Here is a 15,417-nt window from a genome sequence, read left to right as displayed (position 1 = left end):
CAAGTTGGCGGCATATGTCGGGCGTGCGGAAAGTGTGTGATATTTGCCGCCATTGCACCACCGCGCCGCAGCTAGCGGTCGGCAGTCAGGCGGAAATGCATCTCGATCTTCGCGGGCGATGGCTCGCTCGCAATGCGCCAGGGTGAATAGCCGGGCGTTGGATCCGGATCGGAAGGAAGATCGATCGGCCAGGTTTGCGTTGGAGTGCCCGGGAGCGTCAGGCTGACGACCCGGTGGCGCGTCTTGTACATCAACGACGCCGTGGCGATGATCGCTGCACGGTCGCCATCATGCGCGCGCCAGTTCGCCGGCAACATGGCGGTCGCATATCCCCGCGCTTCCTCGACCTCGATCTGCACGTCCTCCCTGTTGTCCGGCAGGGTCATGCCAGCGGGAAGCCGGAACTGCAGCTCGAGCGTCATGAAGCCGTGCGTGAGATTGGGCGAGCGGATGAATTCGTACCAGCCCCACCAGGCGAGACTTGCTGCGATGAGCAGAACCGTGACGGCAAAGGGAATGGACAGGCGCGTCTTGGGGTGAGGCGCAGCGTCGGGGGCCTCCGCAGCGGGGGGCGCAGCGTTTCGGATGAGGCCGAAGCGCATGAACAGCCAGATGCCGGCGATCAAGCCGGTGACGCCGCCGACCGGGCCGATGTTGAAGAAGGCGCCCATGGCGATGCCGCCATCGCGGTCCGGCCCGGCCAGCATGACCACCAGCGCTGCAAGCGCGGACCAGCCGGCGAGCATGCCGAGGAGGGCGGAGAGGAATCCGAGGATGAAGCGCATGGGTGGGGAAACGAGATCAGCCAGGTTACTCAATGTGCGTACGTTGGTCGTCCGCATATCGATCCCGGTTCGAGCTTGAGGCGTGCGAGAACCTCGCCTCATCCGATCCGGTTCAGGCTGTTCCTGATCGTCGTGAAGATGCCGCCGATGTCCTTGCGCAGGCCATCGAGTGCGTTGAAGTTGTCGAAGATGCGGGCGAGCCGGTCCTCGACCTCGCGCTTGCTCTGAGAGAGCGCCTCCACGCGCGATGCGAGCGGCACGCCGCCATTGGCCTCGATCTCGCCGATCGTCTTGGCGAGGAGGTCGTGGGTGGCCCCGACATCGGCGATCATGGCCTCGATACCGAAGACGGGAGCGTTCAGCGGGACGAGGTCGGCCTGCGACTTCGTCAACTCGGCCTTGAAGACGTTCAGCGTCGCCAAGGTCTGCTGCAACGCGCCGAGGCGCTGACGCGACCTGATGACGAAGTCGTTCAGCGCGTTCTGACGTTCGGCGAGGTTCTTGCCGTCAGAATCGGTTTCGACCTCCGCCAGCGAGCGTTCGAGCTGAGCCCGGCGCTGGCCGAGCTCCTCGAAATCGAGCCGGATCGCCTTGAGGATGTTGAAGCTGTCGTCGATGCGGGCAATGCGCTGCTCGACCTCGAGCTTATCCTTCGAGAGCGTTTCGACGCGCGCGCTGAGTGGGGCCTCGCCGCTGGTCTCGAGCTCGTCGATGGTCTTGGCGAGGCTGTCGTAGCTGAGGCTCAGCTCGCTGATCAGCGCGTTGATGCCGGTCTCGGGCGCGCGCAGCGGCGCGAGCTCGGCATGGGATTTCGCCAGGCCCTCCTTGAATTGGTTTAAGCTCGCAAACGTGTCCTGGACCGAGTTCACCCGCGACAGAAGCTTTGATACGTCGCGCTCGATGTCCTTCAGTCGGTCGGCGAGGTTGTTCTTGCGGTCGTCAGTCTCGAGATCGAGCAGGGCTCGTTCGAGCTGGTTCTGGCGGTCGCGGATCTCGGTGAAGACCGGCTCGACGGCACGCCGCTGGTCGGCGACCTTGCCGACCATCTCGCGCAGCCCCTGCTGGCGGCGGCGGATTTCGGCGAGCTGGTCGTGCATGTCGGCGGATTCGTTGCGGCCCTGCTGGAGCTGGGCCCGCTGCTCGGTCTCCCCCAACTTGCCGTGCAGCGCGGAAACCGCCTCCCTTGGATCGCTCTCGATCAGGTGCTGGACAGTGGCGTCGAGGTGGTTCTGGAGCGCGTGGGCGGCGACGACGTCCTCGCGCGTCTTCTTGAGGCGGTCGCGCAGCGTCTGGAGACGCCGGTCCTGGCGCGAAATCCGGAAAGCCGATGTGCCGATCAGCGCCAGCGCCCCGGCGAGGATCGCGCCAGTCGTGATGCGCTGCGGTATGGGAAGGCCCGCGAACATGGCCGGCAGGTGGACGACGTCGTAACCGAGCGCCTGCTGGGCGAAGACCGCGATAACGGCCAACAGGGTGAACCAGGCAAGCAGGAAAAACAGCCACATCGTGAATTCCTCACGCGGCGCCAGTAACGCTGTAGTTGCTATTGGAGAGCGGAACCGAGATCAAGGGGTGCGCGGCTTGCGGGATGTTTCCGGCAGGCGCGATCCACAGTCGGCCGAGAGCGACCGATCGGTGCACCGCCTTTGGAGATTGCCGGGTTTTCCTGAATTGTTCGGCGCCCGTCATCAAGTCTCAGTCGTGATTCCGGGGCGGCGCGCAGCGCCGAGCCCGGAATCCATAGCCACAGACAGAGGTTGCGGAGCGAGATCGGCGCCGCGCGATGTCTGCCCCAATCCGCGGTCGTGGTTATGGATTCTCAGATGCGCAATTGCGCATCATAGCTCGCGACTTCGTCGCGCCCCGGAATGACGGGAAGGGGATGGCGCGCAAGAAATACGTTACAGCCGAAACTCGTTCGTCAGCTCGCCGATGCCGTCGATGGCGACGGTCACCGTATTGACCTGCTCCTTCATCACGCCGACGCCGACGGAGGTGCCGACGGCAATGAGGTCGCCAGGGAGCAGGGTCATGTCGTGCGAGATCCTGCTGACCAGCTCCTGCGCGCTGAAGATCATGTCGGAGATCGGATAATTCTGCCGCTCCGCACCATTGAGGATGGTGCGCACCATGAGCTTTGCGGGATCGAGGCCGGTCGCGATCATCGGACCGAACGGGCCGTAATCGTCGATGCCCTTGGCCCGCGCCCACTGGGCGAAGGTGGGGTCGCTCGTCAGGATGTCGTTGGCGGTGATGTCGTTGACGCAGGTGTAGCCGAAGATGAAGGCGTCGGCCTCGGCCGGCGAGATGCGGGCGCAGGTCTTGCCGATGACGATGCCGAGCTCGCCCTCATAGGTCGTCTTGCCGTCGTAATAGGAGGGACGGCGGATCACCGCGCCGGGCGCGGTGATGCTGGTCGTGGCCTTCAAGAGATAGAGCGGCTCCGGCGGCTCGGGTTGGTTGAGCTTGGCCGCGAGCGCGTGAAAGTTATTCCAGAGCGCGACGATCTTGCTGGGCGCGCAAGGCGCGAGCAGTTCGACCTCGGACAGCGACAGCGTCCTGCCGCTGGCTGCGTTGCGGCCGAACATCTCGCCGTCATGAACGCTGATGCCTGACGGCGTCAGCGTACCGAAGGAGGTTGCCCCGCCATGGCGGAAGCGGAGCCATTTGGTCATCTCGTCAGCCATCACGCCACCGCGAGTGCGCGCGGATCGGCCGGCACCGAGACGCCGTCATAGAGGCCGGCGATGCGGGCGCGTTGGGTGACCATCGCCAGCACCGAGTCGAGCGCGGGCGTGGCGATGCCGGTCAGGCGGCCCATCTCCTGGACTACGGTGACGAGCGGATCGATCTCCATCGGGCGGCCGCGCTCGAGGTCCTGCAGCATCGAGGTCTTGTGCGCGCCGACCTTGCGAGCGCCCTCGATGCGCCGCTCGACGTCGACGCGGAATTTGACGCCAAAGGTCTCGGCAATGGTCTGCGCCTCCAGCATGATCGCGCGCGACAGCGCACGGGTGGCGGGGTCGGTGCAGATCACGTCAAGGGTTGCATGGGTGAGGGCGCTGATCGGATTGAAGCAGACATTGCCCCAAAGCTTCAGCCAGATCTCGTCCCGGATGTTGTCGAGCACCGGCGCCTTCATGCCGGCCTTGACGAAGAGGTCGGCGAGACGCTGCACGTCGGAGGTGATCTCGCCGGAGGGTTCGCCGAGCGGAAAATTGTTGCCGTAGACGTGGCGGATCACGCCGGGTGCCTCGATCTCGGTCGCGGGATAGACGATGCAGCCGATGGCGCGCTCGGGCCCGAGCTCGCGCCACTGCCGCCCGCCGGCGTCGATGCTCTCCAGCATCGAGTTCTCGTAACTCCCGCCGTGCTTGTAGAAGTACCAATACGGGATGCCGTTGACCGCGGTGATGATGCGGGTGTGCGGTCCAAGCAGCGGCTGCATCTTCTCGATCACGCCGGTGATCGAATGCGCCTTCAGCGTGATGATGACGTAGTCCTGCACGCCGAGCTCAGCGGCGTTGTCGGTGCAGCGCGGATGGACGACGTGCTCCTCTCCGCCGGCGAGCAGCCTCAGGCCGCGCTCGCGCATCGCAGCGAGATGAGCGCCGCGCGCGACCAGGCTGACATCGGCGCCTGCGCGCGCGAGCTGAACACCGAGATATCCGCCGATCGCGCCGGCGCCGTAGATGCAGATCTTCATGAAATCCTCGCGGGGGAGCAGGAACGGGTTTTTTGGGCACGACAAGGCCCGGTCCGGCTCGGACAGGTCCGAGCCGGGGCCGGAAGTCGCAGGGGAATGGTGCGGCTGCCTTAAGCCGCTTGCGGGGTGGAACTGGTGGCTTCGTCGACGGCGGCCGCGATGTCGCGCATGCTGACGACCGCGATCAGGCTGTACTCGTCGATCACCGGCAGGTGGCGGATGTGATGCCGGTTCATCAGGTGACGGATGTGCTCGATCGTGTCGGTCGACGTGCAGGAGACGAGTTGCTGCACCGATACGAGCTGCGAGACCTTGATGTTGATGGCATTGGCGCCGTGCTCGGCGACGGCACGCACCACGTCGCGCTCGGTGAACATGCCGACCGCGGTGTTGCCCTCGGAGCGGACGACGTCCTTGACCACCAGCGCGCTGATGTTGTTGGCGCGCATCAGCTTGGCGGCGATACCCACCGTTTCGTTCATTCGCACCGTGACAACGCGCGACGTCTTCTTGCGCAGAATATTTCCGACCAACATTGCGACCTCCCTGGGTGAACGTCTGGGTGAAATTCTGGTATACATTATGCCAATCGTCAAGCGCTGGATTTGGCTGATCCGAAAAATCTTGCGGCAGCGATACTGACGTTTCTCGCGGCCGATGCAGGCCAAAAAGAAAAGGGGCGCAATGCTGCGCCCCTTTCCGACCGATCACAAGAGGTGTGGCCGCTACGCCGTCTCGGTCTTGGCGTTGCCGGTCGCAGTGCTCGCACTCTCGGCCTCCTTGCCGAGGATGAAGGAGCGACGCAGCGGCTTGATTACGAACAGCGCCATCAGCGCGGCCGTGGCGTTCAGGGCCACCGCGACCACGAACACGGCCTTCCAGCCGTAGGTCGCCGAGATCACGCTTGCGAGCGGCACCAGCAGCGAGGCGGTGCCCTTGGCGGTGTAGAGCATGCCGTTGTTGGTGGTTGCGAACTTCGAGCCAAAGGTGTCGCCGCAGGTTGCGGGGAATAGCGAGTAGATTTCTCCGAACACGCCGAAGTAAACGGCGGTCGCCAGCACGAACACCACCGGGATGTGACCGTAGGCCGATAGCGTCAGCAGCATCAGCGCCGCGGTGCCGAAGGCGATGAACATGGTGTGCTCGCGGCCGATCGTGTCGGAGACAAAGCCGAAGAACGGGCGTCCGAAGCCGTCGAAGATGCGGTCGAGCGAGATCGCGAACGTCAGCGCTGCCATCTGGAAGCCGGCGAGCGTCACCGGCGTGTTGGCGATCTTGAAGTCGTGCGCGATCGGGGCGATCTGCGCCGCGGTCATCAGGCCGCCGGAGGCGACCATGACGAAGACGAGATACATCACCCAGAAAATAGGGGCGCGCAGCACCTGCGGCGGGGTGAAGTCGATCTTGGTCTGCGGCAGGTTGAGCTGCTTCTTCTTCGGCGGGATCGAAATCCGCGGCGGCTGGATGAAGAAGGCGAGCACGAAGACGATCAGGCCCTGACCGATGCCGAAGGTGAAGAACGCGTTCTGATAGCCGCTGGATACGATCATGCTCGCGATCGGCACCACGGTGAGCGCGGCGCCGGCGCCGAAGCCCGCGGCGGTCGCGCCGGCGGCAAGGCCGCGGCGGTCGGGAAACCATTTCAGTGCGTTGCCGACGCAGGTGCCGTACACCGCGCCCGCGCCCATACCGCCGACGACCGCGGCCGCGTAGAGCACGGTGAGCGAGTCAGCGTAGGAATTGAGAACCCAGGAGAGCGCGATCATCACGCCGCCGAACATGATGACGATGCGCGGGCCGTATTTGTCGACGAACCACGCCTCGATCGGCACGAGCCAGGTCTCGGTGACGACGAAGATGGTGAAGGCGAGCTGGATCGCCGCCCGTCCCCAATGGTGGACCGCGTCGATCGGATCGACGAACAGCGTCCAGCCATATTGCAGGTTGGCGATCATCGCCATGCAGACGATGCCCATGACGAGCTGGAGCCAACGGAAACCGGTACGAAGGGGCGCAGCAGTGACGGCGCCCTCGGTGCTGGAAATCATCAACAACCTCCCAAAAGCGCCTGTCTGGTGGCGACGCAGGCTGCCAAGATGACCTGATGTCGCAAATATTGTGGCTTATCGTCGCAAGCGCGGCGCGCAGCTTGGTATACCATATCCCAGAATGCAAGCCCTATTCTGCGCCCGCCTGCAAAGAAAGTGCGCGGTTCCCTTCGGATTTGTGGAATCGGATGGTATTCGGCCAAAACGAAAGCGCCCGGCCGCTCGGGCCGGGCGCTTCGCGCGAAGGCTGGCTAAAGACGGATCATGCCGACGATTGCGCGACCACCGTCCTGCGCCAGGGTTTCAGCACCAGGATCGCCAGCAGGGAGGCCAGGATGTTGGCGCCGGCCGCGATGATGAACACGTTGTCCCAATGGCCCGAGGTCTGCTGCACATAATTGGCCACGGGAACAAGAAGTGCGGCGGTGCCCTTTGCGGTGTAGAGCAGGCCGGCATTGGTGGTCGCGAACTTCGCGCCGAACGTGTCGGTGCAGGTCGAGGGGAACAATGAGTAGATCTCACCCCAGGCGAAGAACACGAAGCCCGATAGTATCACGAACCAGACCGGGTCGTGGCCCCAGAGGTAGAGCATCCAGATGCCGATGCCCTCCATGCCGAAGGCGATGAACATCGTGTTCTCGCGCCCGATCATGTCGGAGATCCAGCCGAAGAACGGACGCGTCAGGCCGTTGAGCACGCGGTCGATGGTCGCAGCGAACGTCACCGCCGTCATGGTCATGCCGATCAGCGTGACCGGGACGCTGTCGACCTTCCAGTCGACCGCGATGGGCTTCAGGTTCGCCGTCACCATCAAGCCGCCGGCGCCGACGATCACGAACATGAAATACATCAGCCAGAAGATCGGCTGACGCAAAACTTCGGTCGGCTGGTAGTTGCGCCGGCTCTGCGCCAGCGCGGCATTCGCCACCACGTTCGGCACCTGGCCCGGCTTCGGCGCAAGCAGGAAAAAGGCGAGGATGCAGATGATGATGCCCTGGCCGAGGCCGAAATAGAGGAAGGTGGACTGGAAGCCGCTATCCTTGATCATGGCCTGGATCGGCGCAACGGTCAGCGCGGAGCCCGCACCGAAGCCCGCCGCCGTGATGCCGGCGGCAAGACCGCGCTTGTCGGGAAACCATTTCAGCGCGTTGCCGACGCAGGTGCCGTAGACGCCGCCGGCGCCGATGCCCGCGATGATCATGCCAAGATAGTAGCCGTTGAGCGTGGTGGCCTTGGCGTTGATCACCCAGCCGATCGCGCAGAGCACGCCGCCGACGAGCACGACGATGCGCGGGCCGTATTTGTCGACGAACCATCCTTCGATCGGCACGAGCCAGGTCTCGAACAGGACGAACAGCGTGAAGGCCCACTGGATCGAGGCGCGATCCCAGCCGAACGTCTTCTGGATGTCGGGGACGAAGAACGTCCAGCCGTATTGATAGTTGGCGATCATCACCATGGCCGCTACACCAATCGCCAATTGCGCCCAGCGATACGTATCGCTGACGCGCGCGGCTGTAGGGGCCGTTGCCTGCACCATGTCCGTCATAAAGCCTCCCGTGGCGCCTCTATTTTTTATGCGAGCGCTGGAGCGGCATTCTTGTATTCATTATGCCAAGGTTCAAGCGCTGGTCCGGTCACCGTGCGCAAATGCCGCAGGACTTTCCTGGCCCGCGGCAGTGACTCAGGGACTGCACAAATAGAGATGGCCCCGTCGTGCGGGGCCATTCATCAAAAGTAGCATGTTGACGGGTCTGAAACCGGCGCCGCTTCCCGAATTGCGGGAAAAGCGAATGCTTACAGGCCGAAGCGCGGCAGGTCGCCGTTGCGATTCGAGATCTCGGCGCTCGCCATCAGGAGGCGATCGAGGGTGGCGATGAGGCGGGCGAGCAGCGAAGAGGAAGGCTGGAGGGCGACGGAAGCGGACTTGGACATCGGAATTCCCTTTCTCGGAGACAGCCAACATTGCTGTCTCATTTCAAGGGATAATCTATGTATACCAGATGCCAGTGTCCATGCATGCCATTGCATGGCAGCATGTGCTCTCCCGCATTGCAGCATAATCATGCGTTAACAGGGCCATTTCGGGCATAAAGCTGCTGAAAGCTGTCGAAATGAAGGGTGTTCGGGCTACAAAATGCCGTCCACCGCCGCAGAAAGGCGTGGAAGCAGGGGGGGGCCGCTTGAAGTGAACCGGCATCGCCGTGGGTGCGGGTTCCGATCGGACGGCAATGGACCGGGGTCTTGGCAGGGTAATTCAAAGCCGCTAGTGGTCTGCCCCCTTTTTCCCACCAACTGTCAGAGTGGTTCATGTCGAGCGCCTCGTCCGCCGTCTCGATCGGCATCGATTTTGGAACTAGCAATACGGTCATCGCGCTCGCGTCGGACGACCGCCGGGTCGAGGCCATTCGCTTCGATTATGGCGGACAGCGGCACAGCGTCTACGTGTCGGCCCTGTGCTTCTGGGAGGACCGGCCAGGAGCCGGCGCTCAGGCTGAAGGTGGCCCGTGGGCGATCGAGCAGTTTCTCGAAGGACGCCACATCTACCGCTTCCTCCAGTCGTTCAAGACCTTCGCTGCGAGCAGCAGCTTCAATTCCACCCAGGTGTTCCGGCAGCGCTACAAGTTCGAGGATATTCTCGCGGCGTTCCTGCGGACGCTGGCGCGCCATGGCGGAGACAGGTTCGGCTTCGAGACGGCCAACATCACGGTCGGCCGTCCCGTGCGCTTCGCCGGCGGCAATCCGGACGAGGCGCTGGCGATGCAGCGCTATCGGGCCGCGTTCGAACGCCTTGGCGCCGGCCACGCGCGCTATGTCTATGAGCCGGTGGGAGCGGCGTTCTCCTTTGCCCGCCGGCTGGAGCGCGATGCCACCGTATTGGTTGCGGATTTCGGCGGCGGCACCAGCGATTTCTCGGTGATGCGGTTCTCGCGCGCAGGCGGCACCTTGCGCGCCGAGCCGCTCGGCCATGCCGGCATCGGCATCGCGGGCGACACGTTCGATTACCGCATCGTCGACCACGTCGTCTCGCCGCGGTTGGGCAAGGGCTCCAGCTTCCGCTCGTTCGACAAGGTGCTGCCGGTTCCCAACAGCCACTACACCAACCTCGCGCGCTGGCATCAGCTCGCGATGATGAAGAGCAACGGCGATCTGCGCGAGCTGCGGGAGCTTTCACGCACCGCGCTGAAGCCGGCTCTGCTTGAGGATTTCATCACCATCGTCGATCTCGACCTCGGCTTTTCGCTATACCGTGCGGTGTCCGACGCCAAGGTCGCGCTGTCGGCGCAGGATCAGGTGGACTTCCGCTTCAAGGGCGGCGGGGTCGACATTGGTTCGACCATCACACGGAAGAACTTCGACGCCTGGATTGCCGACGATATCGCTCGGTTAGGGGCCACCGTCGACAAGGTGCTGGGCGAAGCGGGCATCACCGCCCGCGAGGTGGAAAAGGTGTTCCTGACCGGCGGGACCTCGTTCGTGCCCGCCGTCCGGCGGCTGTTCGCCGATCGCTTCGGCAACGAACGGCTGATGTCGGGAGACCAGTTCGAATCGATCGCCTACGGCCTCGCGCTGATCGGACACAGTCCGGACCCGGACCGCTGGGCTGCAGCCGGCGGGGTCAAATCGAGGGCAGGCGCGTAAGCGCAATGAGACCAGACTCGATTGCTCGCCCCGATTGCGGACAGGGCTTTCGGATTTGAAGACCGCTTCTGCGGCCATCCTTCGAGACGCCTGCCTTTGGCGGGCTCTCAGGATGAGGACGGAGTGCGGTGGCCGCAGTTTCGACGGGCGCTGATGCCGCTTAGCCTCATCCTGAAGAGACCGCGGAGCGGTCTCGAAGGACGAGGCGCTGGCTCCGCCTGGGACGCTACTGATTGATCTCAGGCTCGACGAGCCTTGCCAGGTTCCGCAGCGACTCCTGCCAGCCGAGATAGCAAGCCTCAGGCGGAATGACGTCCGGAATGCCCTCCTGTGTGACGTTCAGCTCGGTGCCGACAGAGACTTTCTTCAGCGTCACGGTCACCTGAATTTCGCCGGGCAGGTTGGGGTCGTCGAACTTGTCGGTGTAGCGCAGCCGTTCGCCCGGAACGAGCTCGAGATATTCGCCGCCGAACGCGTGGCCGTTGCCCGTCGTGAAGTTCCGGAAGGACATTCTGAATGTGCCCCCGACCTTGGGCTCGAGGTGATGGACGGTGCAGGCAAAGCCATTGGGCGGAAGCCACTTCGCCAGCGCATCCGCCTCGAGGAAGGCGCGATAGATCTTCTCCGGGCTGGTCGCCAAAACGCGGTGCAGGCGTACAGTGCTGGGCATAATCGTTCATCCTCTTGCATTGATGGGCCGACGTTGACGTCGATTACCCGATCATGCCCCGAGGACGAACGAGGTGTTGCCAGTCCGACACGACGTCTCGGATTTTTTGCCCTCCTTTATGGAGAGCTGACTGGAGGCCTGTGGAACGACGAGCGTTCCGCCGATCAGGCCGCGCGCGTCTTGTCCGCCTTGGTCTTGGACGCAAGAACCTGAAGCACGTCCCCCATGCGCAAGGGCTGGCCATTGGGGAAGGCGGACATCCTCAGGCTCGACATATGCGTCGCACCGTCGACCGGAGAAATGTAGGCGAACTGGATTTCGATCTTGTGCTTGATCTCATACCCCTGCCACTTCGGGTGGTCACGCGTCAGGATCGCGGCCAGATCGCAGCGAACGAGGTCGGAGGTCGAGGTCGTCTTGGAGAGAACGCCGCGCTCGACCTTCTCCAGATAGCACTGATCGGTCACGGTGCTGATATGCGCATTGACGCGCTGATAATTCGCCTTCTTGTCGTACTGGTCGTAGGCACCAAAACCTACGACGGCGGCGGCGACCAATCCGAAGACCAAGAGACGCATGCTCGTGCTCCCGTTTTGTCAGCACCTTCGAGCGCCAGTCATTAAGGACGGCTAAATCCGTCAAGATGCTTGTTGACGACGGGAAACGCTTCTCTGACGGCAATGGACTCAATTGAATCAAATTCACGCGATGCAGGCCTCATTCCGCCACGAGCTGCGTCAGCGTCGCGTGACGCGGGTCGACATGGAGGAGCGCGTCGAAATTGTCGATGCGCGGGTCCGATCCGTAGCGCGACCGGATCATCTTGCGGTAATCCTCGCCATGCCAGCGCTCGGCGGCCTCGCGCGATCGCCAGATGTAGACGCCGCCGCCGAGTGATCGCTCCGCATCGAAGAAGTAATACTTCTCGACCAGGTCGGGATTGGCGAGCCAGTTCGGGGCCGTCTTGTTGTAGAGCGCGACGGCATCCTCGCGCGAGGTCTGCGGCGGCAGGTCGAACGACACGATCGCCACGATCATGCCGCCGCATCCTGCACGTGATAGCGATGCTCCTGGGTGAGGCCGCCATAGCCGTAGGACGATGCCTTGCAATCGATGATGTGCACGTTCGAGTGCGGATGCAAATTGCCGATCAGTTCGGACAAGAGGTCGAAGGCCCGCTTCTGGTAGAGCGTCTTCTCGTCCTTGGTGTTGGTGTCCTCGGTAATGGTCACCTCGAGGCGGAACGAATTCTTGCCGTGGTCGGCGAGCGACTTGGCGTGAATGAACCACTGCTCGTGCGGGATGTTGCGGATCATGACCATGGTCCGCTCCGGCTTCTTGCGCAGCACGGCGCAGGCGAGCGCGGTCAGTTCCGCGGCGAGGCGACGGTTCAGCGCCTGGTCGGCGTGTCCCGGAATGGTGAGCTGGATGCCGGGCATGGAGGTCTCCGAATAGCTGTTGGATGACATGGCCAGGGTAGGGCGGCGCAATCTATCGGAAAAGCCGGAAGATGTGATATGATCCATCGGCCTATCCGATGGATCATTCGACGAGACCGACCATGCGCCTCGACCTCGATTTGCTGCATGCTTTCGTCGTCATCTGCGACGCCGGTAGCCTCACCGCGGCATCGCGCCGGCTGCACCGCTCGCAATCGGCGCTGAGCGAGCAGATGCACAAGCTGGAGGAGACGTGCGGCCGCGTGCTGCTTGTGCGCGCCAAGGCCGGCGTCAGTCCGACGCCCGCAGGCGAACGGTTGCTCGCGCATGCGCGCCAGCTCATCGGCCTGTCCGAGATCGCCTATCAGGACGTCCAGGGCGTCGAGATCGCCGGCGAGCTGCGGCTCGCAATCACCGACTATTTTCGTCCCGCTGAGATCGTCGAGGTGCTGGCGCGGATCCGCGCGCGCTATCCGCGGCTGCGCCTCCACGTGTCCGTGCGCAAGAGCGCGCTGATCGAGGAGGATCCGGAGGATTTCGACATCGGCATCTCGATGCGGCTCGTCGACGGCAAGCGGCAGGGACGCGCAGGCAGCGACGGCAAAATCCTGATCGCTCGCGAGCCGCTGATCTGGATCGCGCACGAATCCTTCGCCAAGGCCAAGACGGCAAGGCTGCCGCTGGTCGTCCTGCCCGACACCTGCTCGATGCAGAAAGCGATCGTGCGAGCGCTGAACAGGCACAAGGTCAAGTTCGACGTCGTGCTCAATGCTTCCGGCGTGGCCGGCCTGCACATGGCGCTCGCGGCCGGGCTCGGCGTGACCTGTCTCAACGCCTCGGCTGTCCCCGCCGGCGCGCAGCGCTACGCGCAGGAGGATCTGCCGCAGATGGGCGAGGCGGAGTTCTCCATCCTGCCGCCGCGGCCAAACGAGGCGAGGGTCGTGGGCGACGTGCGGCGGCTATTGATCGAGCAGTTTGCGTGACGAAGGATCACGCGGCGACGCGGCTCACTCGGGCAGGTCCTGTCCGGCCTGCTCGCGGACGATGTAGTCGGCATACCAGTCCGGCCAGTTGTCATCGTGCTTGCCGGTCCGTTTCTCATGCTCGCCATGGGCGGCCGCCGCGCGGCGGAGCGCGCTCGCAAGGTCGCGTGACGACGCAAAGGTCGTGTCGCCGTCCACGCGTCCAGGCAACCGCTTCGTGACCTGCTGGACCAGCCAGGCATTTCCATCGGGATCGCTGAAGGTCGCGAGCGAGCCGTAGCTCGGCCGTTCCGGATCCGGACCTCTGATGCGGCCTTTCGCGCCGCGATGAAAGACTTCGCTGACGTCGACGCCACGCGCCTTGAGCTCGGCGCGTGCCGCCTCGATGTCGGATACGACGAGATAGTATAGCGGTGCGGAGTTGAGCTGGATCGAGGCCGGCGAGCCCGGCGGTGTGAGCTGCACCGCGCGCGAGCCATCCGCCCTGGTGAAATCGGCGTCGAGCCGCCAGCCGAGCTCGCTGTAGAAGCGTTTTGCGCGATCGACGTCGGAAACGGGAAGCACTGCCACCTCGAGCTTCATGTCCACGCCCTGCGTGTTCGTGCTCCGCGTTGCAGGTTCCTTGCGACTACCGGGATCGCTCATGTGCCACTCCTGTTGTTTGTCACAATCTAGTGGTTCATCACAGTGATTTTGACGTTTTGATACCGAGCCATCCGAGGATAGGCAACTTTTCGGGTGGCAAGAGGATCTCGATGCTTCGAGCGACGCCGGGCTGGCGACGAATGAACCCGTTGCGTTCGAGGGTGAGGATCATCTGGTGGACTGACGGCGGGCTGACGCGGAAATGCCGCTGGATGTCGGCCTCGGCGGGCGGCTGTCCGAACATGTACGAGTAGGTATGGATGAAAGCGAGATAGTGTCCCTGCTTCTCGGTGAAGTGCGCGCCTGATTTTTGACTCATAGCTGGATTCGTCCCGGCCTCCGACAAGGAGGCGAAGCATGAATGTACGTTATCGGGTCGAATTGAGCCAAGCCGAGCGGGACGAACTGACGGCAATGCTCGGCGGCGGCACGCATTCCGCCCGCAAACTCAAACGGGCTCAGATTGTGCTGGCGGCCGATTCAGGCAGCTGCGACGCGGAGATTGCCCGAACCGTCCGGGTCAGCCTTTCCACCGTCGGCCGGACCAAACGCCGTTTCGTAGAAGGCAATCTGGAGCGGGCCTTGAGTGAGGAGCCGCGTCCGGGCGCGGAACGCAAGCTGACAGGCAAGGAAGAGGCCCTGCTGGTGGCGACGGCATGCGCCAAGCCGCCCGCCGGCCGCAAACGCTGGACGCTGACATTGCTGGCCGACGCGATGGTCAAGCTCACCGATCACGCCAGCCTGTCGGGCGAGACCGTGCGCCGCCGGCTGGCCGACAACGACCTCAAGCCGTGGCGCCGGGATATGTGGTGCATTCCTCATGTCGACGGCGAATACGTCGCCCGGATGGAGGATGTGCTCGATCTCTACGCCGAGGCGCCGGATCCCGAGCGGCCCCTGGTTTGCTTCGACGAGACCCCAGTCCAGCTGATCGGCGAGGTACGCCAGCCGATCCCTGCCCAACCGGGACAGCGCGAGCGCTACGATTACGAATATCGCCGCAACGGTACCGTCAATCTCTTCGTCACCTTCGATCCGCATCGCGGCTGGCGCAATGTCAAGGTTACAGACCACCGCGCCGCGGTCGACTACGCGCACTGCATGCGCGAACTCGTCGACGTCCACTATCCCAATGCCGCCTGCATCCGTGTGGTGCAGGACAATCTGTCGATTCATACGGCCGGCGCGCTATATCAGGCATTTGCGCCTGCCGAGGCCCGTCGCATCCTGCGCCGCCTCGAGTTCCACTACACCCCGAAACACGCCAGCTGGCTCAATATGGTCGAGTGCGAGATCAGCGTGCTGCAGCGCCAGTGTCTCGGCCGTCGCATCGACGATCCCAAAAGGCTTCGAAAAGAAATCGCAGCATGGCAACGGCAGCGAAACAAGGCGCGAGACCGCATCAAATGGATGTTCACAACCGACAAAGCCCGCGCCAAACTCGGTCGCGCCTATCCAGTTGCCGCCAAAGAGTCAAAACCACTGTGATGAACCACTAG

Annotated in this window: 17 protein-coding genes; 3 read left to right on the top strand and 14 right to left on the bottom strand. The window is 63.6% G+C overall.

Going from position 1 to position 15,417, the window contains the following annotated elements:
• Positions 1-71: 71 nt before the first annotated feature.
• The 8 genes from AXW67_RS29215 to AXW67_RS43350 all read right to left on the bottom strand — a co-directional run bounded on the left by AXW67_RS29215 (position 72) and on the right by AXW67_RS43350 (position 8,474).
• The gene (locus AXW67_RS29215; RefSeq protein WP_063680687.1) at positions 72-785 is read right to left on the bottom strand and encodes a hypothetical protein; all 714 of its coding nucleotides are present in this window, start codon (positions 783-785) and stop codon (positions 72-74) included.
• A 98-nt stretch (positions 786-883) separates the two neighbouring features.
• On the bottom strand, positions 884-2,290 hold the full coding sequence (locus tag AXW67_RS29210; protein ID WP_063680686.1) for a hypothetical protein: 1,407 nt from the start codon (positions 2,288-2,290) through the stop codon (positions 884-886).
• A gap of 396 nt (positions 2,291-2,686) precedes the next feature.
• Positions 2,687-3,472: a fumarylacetoacetate hydrolase family protein gene (locus AXW67_RS29205; RefSeq protein WP_082908093.1), complete on the bottom strand. Its 786-nt coding sequence runs from the start codon at positions 3,470-3,472 to the stop codon at positions 2,687-2,689.
• Positions 3,472-4,491 (bottom strand): 2-dehydropantoate 2-reductase, encoded by a 1,020-nt coding sequence (locus AXW67_RS29200; RefSeq protein WP_063680685.1) that lies wholly within the window; start codon positions 4,489-4,491, stop codon positions 3,472-3,474. Before AXW67_RS29200 ends, AXW67_RS29205 begins: the two co-directional genes overlap by 1 nt.
• Positions 4,492-4,601: 110 nt before the next feature.
• Entirely contained in the window at positions 4,602-5,027 is a 426-nt protein-coding gene (locus AXW67_RS29195; RefSeq protein ID WP_063680684.1) for a CBS domain-containing protein, read from the bottom strand.
• A 189-nt stretch (positions 5,028-5,216) separates the two neighbouring features.
• On the bottom strand, positions 5,217-6,539 hold the full coding sequence (gene oxlT, locus AXW67_RS29190; protein ID WP_063680683.1) for an oxalate/formate MFS antiporter: 1,323 nt from the start codon (positions 6,537-6,539) through the stop codon (positions 5,217-5,219).
• 262 nt (positions 6,540-6,801) lie between these two features.
• A complete protein-coding gene (gene oxlT, locus AXW67_RS29185; RefSeq protein ID WP_063680682.1) occupies positions 6,802-8,088 on the bottom strand; it encodes an oxalate/formate MFS antiporter in 1,287 nt (428 codons plus the stop codon).
• Between the two features lie 248 nt (positions 8,089-8,336).
• A complete protein-coding gene (locus AXW67_RS43350) occupies positions 8,337-8,474 on the bottom strand; it encodes a hypothetical protein (RefSeq protein ID WP_198024658.1) in 138 nt (45 codons plus the stop codon).
• A gap of 375 nt (positions 8,475-8,849) precedes the next feature.
• Between AXW67_RS43350 and AXW67_RS29180 the strand changes: the two genes are divergently transcribed.
• Positions 8,850-10,181 (top strand): Hsp70 family protein, encoded by a 1,332-nt coding sequence (locus AXW67_RS29180; protein WP_063680681.1) that lies wholly within the window; start codon positions 8,850-8,852, stop codon positions 10,179-10,181.
• Positions 10,182-10,407: 226 nt separating this feature from the next.
• Here AXW67_RS29180 and AXW67_RS29175 read toward each other — a convergent pair whose 3' ends face one another.
• The 4 genes from AXW67_RS29175 to AXW67_RS29160 all read right to left on the bottom strand — a co-directional run bounded on the left by AXW67_RS29175 (position 10,408) and on the right by AXW67_RS29160 (position 12,290).
• A complete protein-coding gene (locus AXW67_RS29175; RefSeq protein ID WP_063680680.1) occupies positions 10,408-10,851 on the bottom strand; it encodes an SRPBCC family protein in 444 nt (147 codons plus the stop codon).
• 164 nt (positions 10,852-11,015) lie between these two features.
• On the bottom strand, positions 11,016-11,429 hold the full coding sequence (locus AXW67_RS29170; RefSeq protein ID WP_063680679.1) for a hypothetical protein: 414 nt from the start codon (positions 11,427-11,429) through the stop codon (positions 11,016-11,018).
• Positions 11,430-11,568: 139 nt separating this feature from the next.
• Positions 11,569-11,889 carry a hypothetical protein gene (locus tag AXW67_RS29165; protein WP_063680678.1) on the bottom strand — a complete coding sequence of 107 codons (321 nt, stop codon included), beginning with the start codon at positions 11,887-11,889 and terminating at the stop codon, positions 11,569-11,571.
• Positions 11,886-12,290: a tautomerase family protein gene (locus AXW67_RS29160; RefSeq protein WP_063680958.1), complete on the bottom strand. Its 405-nt coding sequence runs from the start codon at positions 12,288-12,290 to the stop codon at positions 11,886-11,888. The genes AXW67_RS29165 and AXW67_RS29160 overlap by 4 nt, the downstream gene beginning before the upstream one ends.
• Positions 12,291-12,412: 122 nt before the next feature.
• On the opposite strand from AXW67_RS29160, the gene AXW67_RS29155 reads away from it, so the two are divergent.
• Entirely contained in the window at positions 12,413-13,273 is an 861-nt protein-coding gene (locus AXW67_RS29155; protein WP_063680957.1) for a LysR family transcriptional regulator, read from the top strand.
• A gap of 24 nt (positions 13,274-13,297) precedes the next feature.
• Here the strand turns inward: AXW67_RS29155 and AXW67_RS29150 are convergent, their stop codons facing one another.
• Positions 13,298-13,918, bottom strand: a complete 621-nt coding sequence (locus AXW67_RS29150; RefSeq protein ID WP_063680677.1) for a VOC family protein — start codon at positions 13,916-13,918, stop codon at positions 13,298-13,300.
• Positions 13,919-13,955: 37 nt separating this feature from the next.
• The gene (locus AXW67_RS29145; protein ID WP_063675745.1) at positions 13,956-14,237 is read right to left on the bottom strand and encodes a LexA family protein; all 282 of its coding nucleotides are present in this window, start codon (positions 14,235-14,237) and stop codon (positions 13,956-13,958) included.
• Between the two features lie 38 nt (positions 14,238-14,275).
• Here AXW67_RS29145 and AXW67_RS29140 point away from each other — a divergent pair, with 38 nt between their 5' ends.
• Positions 14,276-15,406 carry an IS630 family transposase gene (locus tag AXW67_RS29140; RefSeq protein ID WP_063675747.1) on the top strand — a complete coding sequence of 377 codons (1,131 nt, stop codon included), beginning with the start codon at positions 14,276-14,278 and terminating at the stop codon, positions 15,404-15,406.
• Positions 15,407-15,417: the final 11 nt, after the last annotated feature.

Origin of the sequence: Bradyrhizobium neotropicale (genome assembly GCF_001641695.1) — a bacterium.
GTDB lineage: Bacteria > Pseudomonadota > Alphaproteobacteria > Rhizobiales > Xanthobacteraceae > Bradyrhizobium > Bradyrhizobium neotropicale.
Note: the sequence above shows the minus strand (reverse complement) of the source record. Positions and strands in the feature narration are given on the sequence as shown.